Raw genomic sequence first — 17,724 nt, forward strand, 5'->3', positions numbered from 1 at the left:
TGCCGCCCGGGCAGATATTTTTGATTATATCGAGATGTTCTATAACAACCGGCGACGCCATGGTTCTAATGAAAAGCTGTCACCGGTAGAGTATGAAAAGCGTCACCAAGAACGGCTGATAAGTGTCTAGAGAACTGGTGGCGATTCACACAGCCCACCCTGGCTACCTAGGCTCACAGGACACCTTCTACGTAGGCACCTTCAAGGGCGTTGGTCGGGTGTATCAGCAGACCTACGTGGATACGTACGCCAAAGTGGCGCACTGCAAGCTGTATACGACCAAGACACCGATCACTGCGGCAGACTTGCTCAATGATCGCGTACTGCCGTTTTACGCCTCTCATGAACTACCAGTGCTGCGTATCCTGACCGACCGTGGCACCGAGTACTGCGGCAAGGTGGAGCAGCATGATTACCAGCTGTACCTGGCGCTAAATGAGATCGAGCATACGCGCACAAAAGCACGACACCCGCAAACCAACGGGATCTGCGAGCGCTTCCACAAAACCATTCTGCAGGAGTTCTATCAGCCAGCATTACGCCGAAATATTTACGGCAGCCTGGAGGCGTTGCAGGAAGATCTGGACGTATGGCTGGATTACTACAACAATGAACGCACCCATCAAGGCAAGAGGTGCTGTGGCAGAACCCCGTTAGCCACCTTGCTGGATGGAAAATCGATCTGGAAGGAAAAGTTCGTAGGCTGAACTTGACCTGACAGACACCTTCTGAAAAACCGGTAACTGTCAGATCAAGTCTGAATTACTACACATTATTTCATTGGTTAGCCTGTATTCAGACATATTTTTCTGGGGGCTGGTTTAGGTAAATTTGATTTATAAATTCAGCACAGATTATCAATGTTGATAATGAGCCTGGGTGGAGGGCGCTCCCTCCATGCGCGAGACTGTTCCTTAGTTTTGGCATTATGTTCGCTAGGGTTCGGCAGTATTCCGTTGGGTCTTTGTCGCTCATCGTTTTTATGTGAGAAAACCCTTTATCCATTACCAAGCCTCTGCTGATTGCTGCTCTTATCAACCTGGGGAATGGCGCCTGCTTTTCTAATCTATCCTTCAGAGCGTACTCAAGCGTCGAATAAACCTTCATCTCGCATACTTGATGGAATGAATAGCAGTTCCATGAATATATTGCGATATTCTTGGCAATATTGAACTGGCTCAAAACGGTATTTGGGACTTTTTCATTCAGCGTGATCGCTGATAAAGCTGAGTAAAAGTCTTGCTTTGTGATTTGGCGTGAATGGCCTGATTCTGGATCGAAAATGCACCAGTGCAAATTCCGCTCATCAGCATGTTCGAGTTTGTCGAATTCCTTAAATTCTTCCATTTGGGCTTTTATTCGTTGGTCTTAAATTTCCACTTTGGAAATAATGTTTGATAGTGCTGGAGATTTATCGCTTTGCAAGATGTCAACTTCGTTTGAGGTCGCCATTAGGATGTTTTTTCTTGCTTTGTTGAGTCGCTTTAAGAGCGGGATTGCTTGTGAATCAACCCTTGCAACAAAGTCGTGAAGGTCTGCTAATTTGCTTGGTATTTTATAACCTTTGTTTGAACTAGCAATTAGAACATCGGCATCTCTGAGCTTGGCGATGATTGATGATCGAAGTACTTGGTCTGAGATCTCGCTGTATCCACTTTCTCTTAAATGACTTTTTAGTGAGTGGGTTGGAATATAGTCGATTGCATTATTCCAATGGCTTTGAAATATTAAAAAATCTAATGCGCAAACCTGCATTTTGATATCATCACTATGGTTTGAGCTGTTGTTGTCCAAAAAGAGATGTGCCTGCCTGAAGGCGTAATCCATGATGGTTTTGTCGAAAGCATTAGATGTGGCTGGTGCTGAGGGCGCCTGTGCAAACTTTGGGGGCCATTCGTCTAACCCGACGGACTTTTGTTTTATTAGTTTTTCGTACTCTTCTTCTAATTTTGTGTTGGATTTGTTTTCGTATACTTGGGCTAAAGTGCCAGCAATGAAATCGGCTATCTGTACGCCAATATGCTCTTGGCTTGAAGCAAGCCCGAAAGATGAGCTGCTAAAGAGATCGGGGATGTGGTTCTTATCGACATAGCGTTTAAATGATCTCGAAAAGTCTTGATTCCCGGTTTCATCTGCTATGACTTTTATCTCTGCGAAATGCTGAAATAGTGATCCGTAAAGCTTTCCGTTTAAATTTTTTATAAACGTCCGCTTGTGTTGAAGTCCGCTATCCTTATAGATGCGATTCTTGTCTACAGCTAGGGCATAAAATGTGAATTTTAAATCTAGTATGTCATTTAATATTTTTATATGGCGCTTGTGGCCGTCTTTAGCTCGAACTTTAGACGACTTTATTTCGCTCTCATGGAAATGGTTTTGCCGGATTTTTTCTGCTGCAATGTTGAATGCATCTAGTTCGTTGTCGTCAACGATGATTGCGCAAACAATAAAATATGACGAAGACCCAGGTTTTGTAGTGTCTAGGTTATGGTTTCCAGACTCGTCAATGAAGGCAGTTTTCGGCATCGTCCTTGTTGCTCATATGGGTATGAGGGGGGGCATTGTGGAGAAAGTAGGGAATGTGGCTGGACAGTATTTCTAAAACAGTGCCTATTTCCGCCTTGGCAACGTATTCGGGAATAGGCCTGTGTCTGTGACGCTTGGCGAGAGAGAAGGTTGTAACCCTCTGATTTGTCAGAGGGCTCGCTACTCTCATGTGTCCCGCGTGCCCCCTCTAATGTCCCCGCACACTATTCTTCTTAATCCCAGCTCAGCGCACCGCCGACCTGGTATTCGGTCACCCGCGTTTCGAAGAAGTTCTTCTCTTTACGCAGGTCCATGATTTCGCTCATCCACGGGAAGGGGTTGTTCACGCCTTTGAACTGCTCCGGCAGGCCCAGCTGGGCGAGACGGCGGTTGGCGATGAACTGCAGATACTCTTCCATCATGGCGGCGTTCATACCGAGTACTCCGCGTGGCATGGTGTCGCGGGCGTACTGGATTTCCAGCTCGGTGCCTTCCAGGATCATCTGGGTGGCCTTGTCGCGCATGGCCTGGTCCCACAGGTGCGGGTTTTCCAGTTTGATCTGGTTGATGACGTCTACGCCGAAGTTCACGTGCATGGATTCGTCACGCAGGATGTACTGGAACTGCTCGGCGACGCCGGTCATCTTGTTGCGGCGACCCATGGAGAGGATCTGGGTGAAGCCACAGTAGAAGAAGATGCCTTCCAGTACGCAGTAGAACGCGATCAGGTTTTCCAGCAGTGCCTTGTCGGTTTCCACGGTGCCGGTCTTGAACTCCGGATCGGACAGGTCGCGGGTGTACTGGATGCCCCACTGCGCCTTCTTGGCCACGGCAGGAATCTCACGGTACATGTTGAAGATCTCACCTTCATCCATGCCCAGGGACTCGATGCAGTACTGGTAGGCGTGGGTGTGGATTGCTTCTTCGAAGGATTGACGCAGGATGTACTGGCGACACTCCGGGTTGGTGATCAGGCGATAGATGGCCAGCACCAGGTTGTTGGCGACCAGGGAATCGGCGGTGGAGAAGAAACCCAGGTTACGCTTGACGATACGGCGCTCGTCTTCGGTGAGGCCGTCGGGGCGTTTCCACAGTGCCAGATCGGCGTTCATGTTCACTTCCTGGGGCATCCAGTGGTTGGCACAACCATCCAGGTATTTCTGCCAGGCCCAGTCGTACTTGAACGGTACCAGCTGGTTGAGGTCGGCGCGGCAGTTGATCATGCGCTTGTCGTCAACCTCTACACGACCGGCAGTGCCTTCCAGTTCGGCAACGCCTTCGGCTACGTCCATCTTGGCCACGGCGGCCTGGGCGCGTTCGACGGCATCGCTTACGGCGTTGTCGGTTCTTCCTCGCAGTTCATCGCTTCCTGAATTTCCAGCATCCGCTGCACTTCCCGGTGCCGGTGCTTCAGGTGCAGATGCCGCTTGGCCAGAAACCGTCTCAGATTGCGGCGGCGTTGCGGGCTTTGGTTGCGGCTTGGCGGCAGGCGTCTCTTGCGCATTGAATTCGTCCCAGCTCAGCATGTTTCTCTCCATTCCTTTCTAACAAGTTTGGTGTCGTCAGGTCACCGCTTGCGTATTCATTATGTGACGGCAGCAGCTTCACACCTGTCGCGTGAAGCCGCTGCGAGCGCGGAGCGCTTATTGACAGGCTTCGCAATCCGGGTTGTCGATGGAGCAGGCTTGCGGTACTTCAGCGGCCTGGCTGAACTCCGCCGGCTCTTCTTCCACTTTGGAAGACACGCGGTTGAGCTTGCCATCGTTGATGGTGGATTTTTCTGCCTGGGTCGCACCGATGGCGCGCAGGTAGTAAGTGGTTTTCAGACCCAGCAACCAGGCCATCTTGTAGGTCACGTCCAGCTTTTTGCCGTTGGCTTCCGCGATGTACAGGTTCAGGGACTGGGCCTGATCGATCCACTTCTGACGACGGCTGGCGGCTTCCACGATCCAGCGGGTTTCCACTTCAAAGGCAGTGCGGAACTGCTCTTTGAGATCGGCAGGAATACGCTCGATGGGCTGCGCGGAACCGTCGTAGTACTTCAGATCGTTGACCATCACGTTGTCCCACAGGCCACGCTCTTTGAGGGCGTGGACCAGGTACGGGTTCACTACGGTGAACTCGCCGGACAGATTCGATTTCACGTACAGGTTCTGGTAAGTCGGCTCGATGGACTGGGACACCCCGGTGATGTTGGCAATGGTCGCCGTCGGCGCAATCGCCATCACGTTGGAGTTACGCATGCCTTTCCTGGCCATCTCGCGCACGCTGTCCCAATCCAGGGTCTGGCTGCGATCCACCTTGCAGTAATCTTCGCCACGCTGGTTGACCAGGATGTCGATGGAGTCGATGGGCAGTACGCCCTGGCTCCACAGCGAGCCGTCAAAGGTCTGGTAGGCACCGCGTTCTTCGGCCAGTTTGGCGGAGGCCTGGATGGCGTAGTAGCTCACCGCTTCCATGGAGGTGTCAGCGAACTGCACTGCGCCTTCGGAGGCGTAGCTGATGCCTTGCTTGTACAGCGCATCCTGGAAACCCATGATGCCCAGGCCCACGGGGCGGTGCTTCATGTTGGAGTTTTCTGCCTGCGGCACGCTGTAGTAGTTGATGTCGATCACGTTATCCAGCATGCGTACAGCGGTGTTGATGGTGCGCTGCAGCTTGTCGGTGTCGAGACCGTTTTCATCCACGTGCTGGGCCAGGTTCACGGAACCCAGGTTACAGACAGCGATTTCATCCTTGTTGGTGTTCAGGGTGATCTCGGTGCACAGGTTGGAAGAGTGCACCACACCCACGTGCTGCTGCGGGCTACGCAGGTTGCACGGATCCTTGAAGGTGAACCACGGGTGGCCGGTTTCGAACAGCATGGACAGCATCTTGCGCCAGAGAGTCGTGGCCGGCAGACGCTTGAACAGCTTCAGTTCGCCAGTACGGGTTTTTGCTTCGTAGGCGGTATAGGCTTTTTCGAAGGCTTCGCCATACAAGTCATGCAGGTCCGGGGTGTCGTTGGGGCTGAACAGGGTCCAGTCTTCTTCGTTCAGCACACGCTTCATGAACAGGTCGGGAATCCAGTTGGCGCTGTTCATGTCGTGGGTACGACGACGGTCGTCACCGGTGTTCTTGCGCAGCTCGAGGAATTCCTCGATGTCCATGTGCCAGGTTTCCAGGTAGGCGCAGACCGCGCCCTTGCGTTTGCCGCCCTGGTTAACCGCGACGGCGGTATCGTTGACCACTTTCAGGAACGGCACCACGCCCTGGGATTTGCCGTTGGTGCCTTTAATGTAAGAACCCAGTGCGCGCACCGGGGTCCAGTCGTTCCCCAGGCCGCCGGCAAACTTGGACAGCATGGCGTTGTCCTGGATGGCGCCGTAGATGCCGTGCAGGTCGTCGGGCACGGTGGTCAGGTAGCAGCTGGAAAGCTGCGGACGCAAGGTGCCGGCGTTGAACAGGGTCGGGGTGGAGCTCATGTAGTCGAAGCTGGAGAGCAGGTTGTAGAACTCGATGGCGCGCTCTTCCTTGTTCTCTTCTTCGATGGCCAGACCCATGGCGACACGCATGAAGAAGCACTGCGGCAGCTCGATGCGGGTATCGTTGTGGTGAATGAAGTAACGATCGTACAGGGTCTGCAGGCCCAGGTAGGTGAACTGCAGATCACGGTCGCCCTGGATCGCGGCGCCAAGGCGGGCCACGTCGTATTCACCCAGTTTCGGGCTCAGCAGTTCCAGCTCGATGCCTTTGCTGATGTAGGCGGCGAGGGCATCGCCGTACAGCGCGTTCATCTCTTCCTGGTTGGCACGCTCGGCCACGCCCAGGTACTGCAGTGCTTCAGCGCGGATCTTGTCCATCAGCAGGCGAGCGGTGACCTGGGAGTAGTTGGGCTCCACTTCGATCAGGGTGCGTGCGGTCATCACCATGGAGGTGTTGACGTCGTTGATGGAGACGCCGTCGTACAGGTTCTTGACGGTTTCGGTGATGATCTTGTCGGCGTGGACGTCGTCCAGGCCTTCACAGGCGGTGCGGATCAGGTGCTCAAGGCGGCCCATGTCCAGCGGCGCCTTGCTGCCGTCTTCCATGGTCACGGACATTTCCACCTTGTGGGTGGGCTCCGGGAACTGGCTGGCCTGCTCGGCACGTTTCTGCGCCTGACGGTCACGGTATAGCACGTAGTCGCGGGCCACTTTGTGTTCGCCATTGCGCATCAGGGCCAGCTCTACCTGGTCCTGAATCTCTTCAATATGGATCGTGCCGCCGGAGGGCATACGGCGTTTGAAGGTGGCACTGACTTGCTCGGTCAGACGGGCAACCACATCGTGGATACGGGACGAGGCGGCAGCAGTGCCGCCTTCTACGGCCAGAAACGCCTTGCTGATGGCCACGGTGATCTTGTCATCATCGTAGCTGACAACCTTGCCGTTGCGCTTGATGACGCGCAGTTGGCCTGGTGCTGTGCTGGCAATGTTCTGGTCCTGTTCGGTGCTGTCACCGGCCTGGGCGGCAGCGCCCTGCGGGTTCTGGCTCATATCCGTTTGCATGTTGCCCTCTCCGTTGTGCTCGTTGTGGTGCTGTTCTGTCTGTTGTGATGTCTGTAGCTGCTGTTGTTCAGCAGGGGCGCGTGGGATTAACCACGCAAAGCGCCATGACACTGAATCATGGCGCGAAAAATACGTTTAGCTTGGTGGTATAGGGTGTTTTGCCTGCTAACCACTATATCTTGTGTCCCTTCCATGAGCCTGCCGTTGTTCCTGAGTGGTTGAAATGCTCTAAGCAGCTGATCGCGCTGGCATTTTTCATATTCATTACGGACAGATCAAAAACTCGTGACGGTTTAACAAAAACCCAACATATTGGGGTCGGCGCTCGAGTTCAGTACAAGTTATAGTTGGCTCCGCGGTTTTGCAAGCATTTCGCCTGGGGAAATTTTGTGGATAAGTTGTGGAGCAATGTGGGTGCATTGCCGGCGCACTTTTTCCGTGCGGGGGAACACTAGATATTGTGTTTGTCAACGGAAAAGCCACCCCGAAATCGGGGCCTGAGGCGCCTTACAACCTTCCTGCAGGTTGCCGTGGGGAATGCGGATGCGTATAAACATGCGGTAGGGATACGTTTGTAACAGTTGCCGGGTTGGCACTGCGAACAACGACAATAATGACAGGACATCTAAAAGGATAAGGACGGGATGACAACGGTTCAGGATAACCCGCCAGCCATCATGATCGTGGAAGACGATGAGCGTCTCGCCGATCTGACCTGTGAATATCTTCAAGCCAATGGACTCGATGTGACCGTCGTCAGTGACGGGGAAGAGGCCATTCGCCGGATTCGTGCCGAGCAGCCGGATCTGGTGGTTCTCGATCTTATGTTGCCGGGAGCAGACGGATTGACCGTGTGCCGGGAAGTCCGCAGCGCGTACAAGAACCCGATTCTTATGCTGACGGCCCGAACCGACGACATGGACCAGGTGCTGGGCCTGGAAATGGGGGCGGACGATTATGTGGCCAAGCCGGTGAAGCCGCGGGTACTGCTGGCACGGATTCGTGCCCTGCTGCGCCGGGTGGAAACTGACAGCGAACGCGATAACTCTCCGGCACGGTTGGAATTCGGTGTCCTGGTGATCGACAACTCCGCCCGGGAAGTCACCCTGGCAGGGGAATCTGTGGATCTGACCAGCGCGGAATACGACCTGCTGTGGTTGTTGGCGTCCAACGCCGGCACGGTGTTGTCTCGCGAAACCATTTTCGAAAAACTGCGCGGTATTCAATATGACGGTCAGGACCGTTCCATTGATGTGCGTATTTCGCGGATTCGACCCAAGGTCGGGGATGACCCGGAAAACCCCAAGCGCATCAAGACCGTACGGTCGAAGGGGTATCTGTTCGTCAAGGAAATCGGCGCGGCCTGATTTTTCAGCCGCACGCGGGTGACGTTTGAATAGTATCTTCCTGCGGCTCTATGGGGGCCTGCTGTTGGCGTTGTGTTTTATTGGCGCCATCACCTATGCCTCTGTGGAGCTGGTGAACCATTACCGCTCGGACCTGTACCGGGAAGCCATGGCGCGTGGCACCTTCTATCTGATGGCGGAGGGTTACCAGCGTTATGAGCCCGCGGAGCGGGAACGTTGGAGTCAGGTCCTCAGCAAGCTGTTCAATGCCGAAATCTCGCTCCAGAATGCGCAAGCGCTGGAGCTGGGCTATCGCGAGGAGCTTCATCTGAGTGACGGTCTTGTGGTGATGCGGCTCAATGACAGTGAAGGCTATGCCGATATCCTGTTCCAGTTGCCGGGTGAGGATGCCTACATTACCACCAGAATGACCAAGGTCTCTGAGCAGCAGGCGCGTGCTACGGCGGTGCTTATCCTCAATCATCTGTCTCATTTCCCGGAAGAGGAATGGAAGCCTGCGCTGGCCAGGTTGCAACAGCATTTTGGCTATAGTTTGAGTCTGGTGGGCCGCGACAGTGTCAGTCTGGATAATGAGCAGGAGCAGCGTCTCAACCGACGTGAGGTGGTGATTGCTCTGGATGACAGCACCCGCCGTGACTCCAGTATCCGGATCTTTGCCCCCGTGGCGCAGACAGGCATGTTATTGATGCTGGGGCCGCTCAGCCTGTTCGATCAATTCCCCATTGAGTTGCTGTTGATCGCAGGTGCCTTGAGCCTGATCGCCGTGGCATTTGCCACGTACTTGCAGGTCAGTCCGTTGCAGCGACGTCTCAAGCAACTGGATCGGGCTGTGAGTCAGTTGGGTTCCGGTGACCTGGGGGCTTACGCCAATATCGAAGGCAACGATGCCATTGGCCAGGTGGCAGCAACCTTTAACGGCATGACAGCGCACATTCGTCGGTTGATTGAGTCGCAGCGGGAAATGACGCGGGCGGTCAGTCACGAGTTGCGGACCCCGGTGGCGCGATTGCGATTCGGACTGGAGATGCTGGCAGATATTGAGTCTGCTGATATGCGCCGGGAAAAACTCAATGCCATGGATCACGACATCGAACAGCTGGATCAGTTGATCGATGAAATTCTTACCTATGCCCGTCTTGAGCAGGGCACGCCCAATATTGAGTTTACGCCGGTGGTGGTGGCAGAGCTGTGTGAGCAGTTGCGAGAAGAGCTGGAGACCATTCGTGGCGATACCTCGATTACTGTCGAATGCGCCAGCCTGGGGCTGGATGTGGAGGCGGAAGAGCGCTACCTGCACCGGGTATTGCAGAATCTGGTCACCAATGCATTGCGTTATGCCCGTTCCTCAATTGTCATGCGGGTGCAGGAATCTGAGGGCCGGGTGCTGATATATGTCGATGATGATGGCCCCGGGATCCCTGAACACGAGCGTGAGCGGGTCTTCAAGCCGTTTGCCCGACTGGACAAAAGTCGCCATCGCGCCAGTGGTGGCTATGGTCTGGGGTTGTCGATCGTGAAGCGCATCGTCGACTGGCATGGCGGTGAGATTCGCGTCGAGGAAAGCCCGGCAGGCGGCGCCCGGTTTACCGTGGAGCTGCCGCGCACCCAGCAGGAGCAACACGTGTTGGGGCGAATGGGGTAGCCGCGCCAGAAGTCGCCACACGAGCGGTAATCTACCGGACACGTTGTCCTTGCGGCAAAGCAAGGCTTTTCGTTTCATTAGTCAGTGCGTCCGGCTTTGTCCATAAACGTGTCCGAAATCGCGCAATCTGCTGGCGGGTCCCCGGGTAAAATGCCGCTGCTTTTGCGTCTCTGCCGGTCATCGTTAGGGCGCACATGCCATTATTCATCGGCTCTCAAAACAACAAGGTGTTCGCCGCATGTCATACATCCTCTCCATAGATCAGGGCACGACCAGTACCCGCGCCATTGTCTTTGATGCCGATGGGCATGCCATGGGGCAGGCGCAGAAGGAGTTCCGGCAGCATTTTCCGTCGGATGGCTGGGTGGAGCATGATGCCAAGGAGATCTGGAACGACACCTTGACGCTATGTCGTGAGGCGCTGCGCAACGCGCATGTGGAGGCACAGCAACTCGCCGCTATCGGTATCACCAACCAGCGTGAAACGACGGTACTGTGGGATCGTGCCACAGGAGATCCGTTGGCGCGGGCGATTGTCTGGCAGGACCGACGAACCGCTTCGACGTGTGAGACATTACGGGATGCAGGCCACGAAGCGCTGGTTCGTGAGCGCACCGGTTTGCTGCTGGATCCCTATTTTTCTGCCACCAAACTGGCCTGGTTGCTGGACAATGTTCCTGGCGCACGGCAACGGGCTGAGGCTGGTGAGCTGGCCTTCGGAACCATTGATTGCTGGTTGTTGTGGCAACTGACACGCGGCAAGGTGCACGCGACTGACGCCACCAATGCCTCGCGGACGCTGTTGTTCGATATTCACCGTCAGTGCTGGGACGAAGAACTGTTGGCACTGTTTCAGGTGCCTGCGTCGGTCTTGCCAGAGGTTCGGGACAGCGCCGGTGAGTTTGGGCTGACATGCCCGGAGTTGCTTGGTGCAGCAGTGCCAGTAGCGGGTATTGCCGGAGATCAGCAGGCGGCGTTGGTTGGCCAGGCCTGTTTTGCCCCGGGGATGGTGAAAAGTACCTACGGCACGGGGTGCTTTATGGTCATGAACACCGGGGAAGCGGTGGCCTCGGAAAATCGATTGTTGACGACGGTGGGTTACCGGGTCAATGGCAAGACCACCTATGCTCTTGAGGGCTCCATCTTTGTGGCCGGGGCGGCCATCCAGTGGCTGCGCGACGGACTTAATCTGATACGCGATGCCAGCGAAACCGAGGCTCTGGCCCGGCGGGCGGGGTCTGCCGGCGGGGTGTACCTGGTGCCGGCATTTACCGGCCTGGGGGCGCCCTGGTGGGACCCCCATGCCCGCGGTGCCTTACTTGGGCTGACCCGTGATACGGGGATTGCCGAAGTGGTCACTGCCGGGTTGGAGGCGGTGTGCTACCAATCGCGGGATTTACTGGATGCCATGGCTGCGGACTGTGGTACCCGGCCCACAACCCTGAGAGTCGATGGAGGTATGGTGGTCAACAACTGGCTGAGCCAGACCCTGTCAGACGTATTGGGCGTCTGTGTCGACCGCCCCCAGGTAACGGAAACGACGGCGCTTGGCGCCGCCTACCTTGCCGGGCTGGGTGTGGGGTTATATGACTCGCTGGAGGCGGTGGCATCGCGTTGGCAGTGTGAGCGTGAATTTACGCCCATGCTGGAAGAAAGCGAGCGTGAGCGCGGCTACCGCGGATGGCGAGATGCGGTTGCGCGCGTCTGCCGGGATGCCAGTCACTGATTTTTTCGGGGGGCTGATCCGGCACTTCGCCACCTTGTGAAGGGCTGGAGTGCCGGTGCTTCGTTTCTGTTTTTCCCCTTTGTGCTTATTCTCCCCCCGTCCGCGGGGTGTTCTCTGCCCAAGTGGCGTCTATCTCGTCATCAGGAGTGGCGCCGATGGTAACGGGAGGCCGTTGCCGCCAGTGTTGGCTTCCCCAAGTAAATCAGTTGTTTACCGTGCATTGGCGACAGGCGGTGCGAATTGGTAGACGGTCAAACTGTGAACCAATAGGCATTTAGCATTAGTATTGGCTCATAAATAATACTAAATCGTCATACCGGTGTGGTGCGGGTGGGATGCCACACTCTTTGGGAATCCTTCATGGATCATACTTTGGCCCTTCACCCTGCGGCCATGCAGGGTCAGCGTGTGCGCCGCGTGCTGTTTGCCATACTGGCAGGGGGTGGTGCCCACACATTGCTATGCTGGATCACACTGCAGCTGGATTTTTTCCGTGGTGGTGATGCTGTTTTTTATCCGTTGTTTGCCATTATCTGGGGCGGCCACCTGCTCTTCCTCACTTTCATGTTGCTGGGGCTGAACCGGCGTTTGTCCGAGCCGGCAATGATTTTCCCCTTGATGGTGTGGTCCACTACCGGGCTACTGGTAACCGCGCTGGTGGTAGACCAGGCCCGACTTTGCGTCATGATGATTTTCTTTGCCGTGGTGCAATTGGGCGTGCTGCAGGCATCGTTACGTCAATTTGTCGTCCTGGCTCTCTACTGTGTGCTCAGCTACGCGGTGATCCTCGGGGTAGTTGGGGTTTACTGGCCGGAAGTGGTTGATCTGCGTGGGGAGTGGATGCAGTGGGGGCTGTTCTCAGTCATGGTGGCCGCAGTGACGTTGCTGGCGTCAGAGATTTCTGCCATCCGCAGCCTGCTGGGCAAACGGAACCAGCAGTTGGCTGAGGTGGTTGAACGTATTCATGAAATGGCGGTGAAGGATGAGTTGACGGGCTTTTATCGGCGCCGTCATGCCATGGAGCTGCTGGCAAAGGCCTGTGGTCAGGCGTCGAGGGGAGCATTTTCTCTTGCTGTGGCCTATGTGGACCTGGATCACTTCAAGCGTATCAACGACCAGTATGGGCACAGTTGCGGTGACAGTGTGTTGGTCCGTTTTTCGGAAGTTGTGCGGCGACATCTTGGCGGGCAGGACTTTGCCGCACGGTTGGGTGGGGAAGAGTTCATGCTGGTGCTGCCGGTCAGTGACCGCGACGAGGCGGTCAATCTGCTTGAAGGGATCTTGCTGGGGATGCGCAGCCAGCGATATGACGAGGCACCAGGGCTTGTTGTCACCGTCTCTGCGGGCTTGGCCATGCTTGATGCGCATGAATCGCCGGCCAGTGTGGTCAGGCGCGCAGATCAGGCGTTGTATCGCTCCAAGGAATCCGGACGCGACCGTCTAACCGTGGATGAGTCGCAATGAATCAGGATCTTCGCCAGGCGCAGCGATTTACGCTGAACGAGAGACGCCTTTTGAAACGTCACGGCCGTTCTGCCATTGCGATTATGGCCATGCATACGTTGCTGTGCGTGCTTTACTTTCGGCAGGGTTATCTCCAGATCAGCATCGAAAGCGGCCTGATGTTGTTGGCCGGGGTGTGGGGGTCACTGCTGGTCTATCAGCTTCTTCTGGTGTCGGGCTGGACGATCAAACTTCGTGAGCCATCACTGTCGCTGTTTCTTATCTTGCATTTCACGCTGGTTTTCATGATCAGCGGCTACTACGTCGATGAGTTCCGTCTTAGCGCGGTGACATTGTATTTTGCTGGCTTGTTGCTGGTGTCATTCCGTTTGTCAGGCAAGGCCATGGTGGCAGTGGCTGTCCTCGGTAGCGCTTCCTACGCGGTCATGTTGTGGCTGGCACTGAATGACCGCTGGATCCAGTTGAGCTTTTCCGTCGAGGCCTTGCAGTGGTTGGTGTTCTCCATGATTGCCATTAGTTTTGCGATCACAGGAGGAGGCATCAACCGTTTGCGCAATACTCTCGAAGACAAGAATCGCGAGTTGGCCAAAGCGGTAGAGCAGGTGCGAGAGATGGCGATACGAGATGATCTTACCGGGTTGTTCAATCGTCGCCACTTGCTGGAAATCATGGAGCGTCAGCGTGCACTGGCGCTGCGCAAGAAACTGCCCTTCGCGGTCTGTTATGTGGACCTGGATCATTTCAAACAGATCAACGACCGCTTTGGTCATGAATGGGGCGACCGGGTATTGCGTCGCTTTTCGCAAGTGGCGATGGCGGGTATGCGCGATGGCGACTATTTTGGCCGGCTCGGAGGCGAGGAGTTTTTACTGATTTTGCCGCAAAGTGATGAGCTGGGCGCGGTGCGCGTGGCTGAGCGCTTGCGTAAGCGTTGGCGCGAAGAGAGCTTCGGGGCTGAAGGGGGGCCGGCGAATGTCAGCTTGTCCATTGGTGTCGCTGCGTATCGTGACAGCGACACTATCGATACTCTTATCAACCGTGCCGATGAAGGGCTCTACAAGGCCAAGAGTGGAGGGCGGGATCAGAGTCAGGTGGCGTGAACAGCAGTTAACAGTTAACAGTGAATAGTTAACAGCGAAAACCCGCGGAATAACACGGGGTTGGGTTTGAAATGCATGAGGCCGCGTCCTGACTCTGGGCGCGGCCTCATGCATTTCAAATTCAGAGCATCGCGAACTCGCGAGCTGTTAACTATTCACTGTTAACTAAAAAAGTGACCAAATGCTTGGTCCCAAGCCTGACATGCAGGGCATCGCCTTCCAGCACGTTGATGTGGCTATCGGTTTGGCAGAGCAGGGTCTCATTGGCGCTGATGCGCAGGTGATAAAGGATGGTGGCACCGGTGAATTGGCGTCGGGTCACTGGCAGGGCGAGGGTGGCCGTTTCGTCGGCGACCAGATCTTCGGGACGAAGCAAAACGTCCACGGCGGTACCTGGTGTCAGGGTATCCTGACGCCGGCCAGAGACTTCGCCGAGACTGGTGAGTACGCTGTGGGCAGTGGTGACCTCACCACGGAGGAAGGCGCCGTAGCCGGCAAACTCGGCGACAAACCGGGTCGCAGGAGCGTGGTAGATATTATACGGGGTATCCCATTGCTCCAGCTCGCCGTTGTTCATGACGCCGACTTTGTCGGCAAGCGCAAACGCTTCCTCCTGGTCGTGCGTGACCATCAGGGCCGTGACGTTTTCCTCGCGCAGAATATCCCCTAGCTCTCGCGCCAGCTGGCGACGTAAATCCAGATCCAGGCTGGCAAAGGGTTCGTCGAGCAATAACAAGGCCGGGCGAGGGGCCAGTGCTCTGGCCAGTGCTACCCGCTGTTGTTGTCCGCCGGATAATTCGTGGGGGTAACGGGTTTCCATGCCGGCCAGTCGAACCCGTGCCAGGCACTCCCTGACCCGTTCATCCCGCTGTCCGGCTGGCAATTTGCGCAGACCGAAGGCGACATTATCGGCAACAGTAAGGTGGGGGAACAGGGCGTGCTCCTGAAAGACCATGCCGAGGCCACGTTGTTCGGGAGGGAGTTGTTGCTGCAGGCTGGAAACGGTGTGGTCGCCGATACGAATACTGCCACCGCTCACCGGTTCAAGGCCGGCAATGGCTCGCAGCGTGGTAGTCTTGCCGCAGCCGCTGGGGCCTAACAAACAGGCAATTTCGCCTGCCGCCAGTGACAGGCTGAGATCTTTCACCACGGCCTGTTGGTGATAACCACAGGCCAGGTTTTCAATACTCAGCAATGCCTTGTTCATGGTCGTAGGCTCCACGCTTCATTGGCCTGTCAGATGGACGGCTTCTGCCAGGCACATCATGCAGAGGGTTGACTCAATGCTGACCGGTCAGCAGGAATTCCAGTAGCGCCTTTTGGGCATGCAGGCGGTTTTCGGCTTCGTCCCAGACGACAGCACGGGGGTCGTCCATCATTTCGTGGCTGACCTCCTCGCCGCGATGGGCAGGCAGGCAGTGCATGAACAAGGCGTCGGTATCGGCCAGGTCCATCAGTTCAGGGGTAACCTGGTAGCCTTCAAACGCATTCAGGCGACTTTCCTGTTCGTCTTCCTGTCCCATGGACGCCCACACGTCGGTCACCACCAGATGGGCTCCCTTCACGGCTTGACGTACATCCCCCTGCAGGCTGACCCGCTCCGGGTAACGGCCCATCAACGTTTCGCTGGGCGCAAAGCCTGACGGGCTGCTGATCACCAGTTCAAAGTCGAAGCGGTTGGCCGCATTGATATAACTGGCACACATGTTGTTGCCGTCACCGACCCAGACCACTTTCTTGCCCTGTATGCTGCCGCGATGCTCCACGAAGGTCTGCATGTCGGCCAGCAGCTGGCAGGGGTGGAAATCGTCGGTCAGTGCGTTGATGACCGGCACCGCGGAATGGGCGGCAAAGGTTTCCACCGTGGCATGATCAAAGGTGCGGATCATCACCGCATCGACCATGCGTGACAGTACCCGGGCAGAGTCTTCAATCGGCTCGCCGCGGCCTAGCTGGGTGTCACGGGGCGACAGGAAAATGCTGGCGCCGCCGAACTGGGTCATGGCCACTTCGAACGACACCCGGGTACGGGTGGAAGACTTCTCGAAGATCATACCCAGGGTCTTGCCCTGCAGGGGTTCGTGACGCTGGCCGTTGCGCTGCATGGTTTTCAGCTCAATGGCGCGCTGGATCAAGTAACCCAGTTCGTCGGAGGTCAGGTCGTTGAGGGTGAGGAAGTGGCGAGTCATGCGACCTCCTGGGCAGCAGCAAAATGGCGTATTACACCGCTCAGGCCGTCCACCAGCATTTGCATTTCGTGCTGGCTGATCACCAGCGGTGGCAGCAACCGCACCACGGAACCCGCCGTTACATTGATCAGCAGGCTGGCTTCACGTGCCAGGTTAACCAGTTCCGCGCACGGGCGGTCGAGCTGAATGGCCAGCATCAGGCCCTTGTTACGTACTTCAGACACCAGGGGCAGATCCGCCAGTGCGGTCTCGAAGGCGCGTTTGAGCCAGGCGCCTTTGTCGTTGACGCTGTCGACCACGTCGTCAGTGAGAGTGTTGACCACCGTCAGGGCCGCGGCGCAGCCCAGCGGGTTGCCGCCATAGGTGCTGCCGTGGTTGCCCGGTCCAAACACGCCCTCAGCCTTGCCAGCGACCAGACAGGCGCCGATGGGGAAACCGTTGCCCAGGCCTTTGGCTGTGGTCAGAACATCCGGCACCACATTCTCGCCCATGCAGGCAAAGTAATGCCCGGTCCGACCGTTGCCGGTCTGGATTTCATCCAGCATCAGCAGCCAGTCATTCTGGTCACAGAGCTGACGCAGAGCGGTGAGGTAGCCTGCATTCGGGATATTGATGCCGCCTTCGCCCTGCACTGGCTCAACCAGTACCGCCACCACATCCGGATTGCCGGCCAGCGATGCAACCGCATCCGGATCATTGAACGGCACCCGGACAAAGCCTTCTACCAACGGACCGAAGCCCTCCTGCACCTTGGCATTGGCGGTAGCCGACAAGGTGGCCATGGTGCGGCCATGGAAGCTGCCTTCCATCACGGCTACCACGGGTTTGGTAATGCCTTTGCGGTTGCCATACAGGCGAGCAATCTTGATGGCTGCCTCGTTGGCTTCGGCCCCGGAATTGGAGAAAAACACGCTCTGCATGCCGCTCAGCTCACACAGACGCTGAGCCAGGGATTCCTGGGCGGGAATACGGTACAGATTGGAGGTGTGCATCAGCTGCCCGGCCTGTTCGGCCAGCGTTCGGCTCACCGCCGGATGGCAGTGTCCCAGGTTGCAGACCCCGATGCCGGAGATGGCATCCATGTACTTGTCACCGTTCTCATCGAACAGCCACACCCCTTCACCGCGCACAAACGCTACAGGCTGCCGTGCGTAGGTGGGAATCAAATATTGCTGACTCAT

At 56.3% G+C, this 17,724-nt stretch carries 13 protein-coding genes and 1 pseudogene; 7 read left to right on the plus strand and 7 right to left on the minus strand.

Translation table 11 applies throughout. From position 1 onward, the window contains the following. Positions 1 to 130, plus strand: a 130-nt coding sequence (locus D4A39_RS00005) for an IS3 family transposase (protein ID WP_147393865.1), incomplete at its 5' end; no start/stop codon positions are given. Positions 131 to 143: 13 nt separating this feature from the next. After that, a pseudogene (locus tag D4A39_RS00010) lies at positions 144 to 707 on the plus strand (integrase core domain-containing protein); the annotation flags it as partial. Between the two features lie 88 nt (positions 708 to 795). On the opposite strand, the gene D4A39_RS00015 reads toward D4A39_RS00010, so the two are convergent. From D4A39_RS00015 to D4A39_RS00030, 4 genes are all read right to left on the minus strand, one after another. Continuing rightward, positions 796 to 1,347, minus strand: coding sequence for a hypothetical protein (locus tag D4A39_RS00015; protein ID WP_119917280.1), 552 nt, complete (start codon positions 1,345 to 1,347; stop codon positions 796 to 798). Between the two features lie 21 nt (positions 1,348 to 1,368). Continuing rightward, positions 1,369 to 2,526: a DUF3800 domain-containing protein gene (locus D4A39_RS00020; RefSeq protein WP_119917281.1), complete on the minus strand. Its 1,158-nt coding sequence runs from the start codon at positions 2,524 to 2,526 to the stop codon at positions 1,369 to 1,371. Between the two features lie 233 nt (positions 2,527 to 2,759). Further along, positions 2,760 to 4,052, minus strand: coding sequence for a ribonucleotide-diphosphate reductase subunit beta (locus D4A39_RS00025; RefSeq protein WP_022983992.1), 1,293 nt, complete (start codon positions 4,050 to 4,052; stop codon positions 2,760 to 2,762). Positions 4,053 to 4,169: 117 nt separating this feature from the next. Further along, positions 4,170 to 7,055, minus strand: a complete 2,886-nt coding sequence (locus tag D4A39_RS00030; RefSeq protein WP_022983991.1) for a ribonucleoside-diphosphate reductase subunit alpha — start codon at positions 7,053 to 7,055, stop codon at positions 4,170 to 4,172. 644 nt (positions 7,056 to 7,699) lie between these two features. Here D4A39_RS00030 and D4A39_RS00035 point away from each other — a divergent pair. From D4A39_RS00035 to D4A39_RS00055, 5 genes are all read left to right on the plus strand, one after another. Beyond that, positions 7,700 to 8,422, plus strand: coding sequence for a response regulator (locus tag D4A39_RS00035; RefSeq protein WP_102790289.1), 723 nt, complete (start codon positions 7,700 to 7,702; stop codon positions 8,420 to 8,422). A gap of 25 nt (positions 8,423 to 8,447) precedes the next feature. Next, the gene (locus D4A39_RS00040; protein WP_119917282.1) at positions 8,448 to 10,064 is read left to right on the plus strand and encodes an ATP-binding protein; all 1,617 of its coding nucleotides are present in this window, start codon (positions 8,448 to 8,450) and stop codon (positions 10,062 to 10,064) included. A gap of 238 nt (positions 10,065 to 10,302) precedes the next feature. After that, on the plus strand, positions 10,303 to 11,790 hold the full coding sequence (glpK, locus tag D4A39_RS00045) for a glycerol kinase GlpK (protein ID WP_022983988.1): 1,488 nt from the start codon (positions 10,303 to 10,305) through the stop codon (positions 11,788 to 11,790). A gap of 360 nt (positions 11,791 to 12,150) precedes the next feature. Continuing rightward, positions 12,151 to 13,254 carry a GGDEF domain-containing protein gene (locus tag D4A39_RS00050; protein ID WP_022983987.1) on the plus strand — a complete coding sequence of 368 codons (1,104 nt, stop codon included), beginning with the start codon at positions 12,151 to 12,153 and terminating at the stop codon, positions 13,252 to 13,254. Continuing rightward, positions 13,251 to 14,354 carry a GGDEF domain-containing protein gene (locus D4A39_RS00055; RefSeq protein WP_022983986.1) on the plus strand — a complete coding sequence of 368 codons (1,104 nt, stop codon included), beginning with the start codon at positions 13,251 to 13,253 and terminating at the stop codon, positions 14,352 to 14,354. Before D4A39_RS00050 ends, D4A39_RS00055 begins: the two co-directional genes overlap by 4 nt. Before the next feature lie 151 nt (positions 14,355 to 14,505). Here D4A39_RS00055 and D4A39_RS00060 read toward each other — a convergent pair whose 3' ends face one another. From D4A39_RS00060 to D4A39_RS00070, 3 genes are all read right to left on the minus strand, one after another. Then, positions 14,506 to 15,561, minus strand: coding sequence for an ABC transporter ATP-binding protein (locus D4A39_RS00060; RefSeq protein WP_022983985.1), 1,056 nt, complete (start codon positions 15,559 to 15,561; stop codon positions 14,506 to 14,508). 73 nt (positions 15,562 to 15,634) lie between these two features. Then, the gene (argF, locus tag D4A39_RS00065; protein WP_022983984.1) at positions 15,635 to 16,543 is read right to left on the minus strand and encodes an ornithine carbamoyltransferase; all 909 of its coding nucleotides are present in this window, start codon (positions 16,541 to 16,543) and stop codon (positions 15,635 to 15,637) included. After that, entirely contained in the window at positions 16,540 to 17,724 is a 1,185-nt protein-coding gene (locus tag D4A39_RS00070; RefSeq protein WP_119917283.1) for an aspartate aminotransferase family protein, read from the minus strand. The genes argF and D4A39_RS00070 overlap by 4 nt, the downstream gene beginning before the upstream one ends.

Origin of the sequence: Alcanivorax profundi, assembly GCF_003597125.1 — a bacterium.
Taxonomy (GTDB): Bacteria; Pseudomonadota; Gammaproteobacteria; order Pseudomonadales; family Alcanivoracaceae; genus Alcanivorax; species Alcanivorax profundi.